We start from the raw sequence: 510 nt of genomic DNA, 5'->3' as shown, positions 1-510 counted from the left end.
GTTTATGGTAGGAGAAAGACAGGAAAAAGTTTTTTAATAAAAAATTTTACAAAATATGACAGATTCTTTTTTGTCAATAGAGATTCTACAGTATTGGATGAAGAATCTAGGGAAAATTATACTTGGGAAAATTTCTTTAATATATTCAAAGAACTCCTAGGTAATAAAAAGATCGTAGTTGATGAATTTCATAGGCTTCCACCTTTATTTCAAGATTACCTCCATTCAACTGGAGTAAAAGGAGAGATAACATTGATTACATCGACTTTGTGGCTTGCTACAAAGATGCTTGATAGAGGAACACCACTGACAGGTTTGGTATCACCAATACGAATAGATCAAATAAGCGAAATGGATATATTAAAGTATATTTTAAAAACAGGATATGACAAAAAGGATATAGAATCTGCAATATATTTGAGAGAGCCATTTTTAATACAACAATTTAAAATGAAAAATATAATAGATTCCTTATCTAGATATCTTTTAGAGAATAGATTTTTTATAAGA

The 510-nt window shown here is 28.4% G+C and carries 1 pseudogene; it reads left to right on the top strand.

The window, feature by feature from the left end:
* Positions 1-510 (top strand): annotated as a pseudogene (locus ACP5SP_RS08155) (hypothetical protein); the annotation flags it as partial.

Origin of the sequence: Caldisericum sp. (assembly GCF_049967455.1) — a bacterium.
Lineage (GTDB): Bacteria > Caldisericota > Caldisericia > Caldisericales > Caldisericaceae > Caldisericum > Caldisericum exile_A.
The sequence above is the reverse complement of the archived record's forward strand: the minus strand, read 5'-3'. Positions and strand labels throughout refer to the sequence as shown.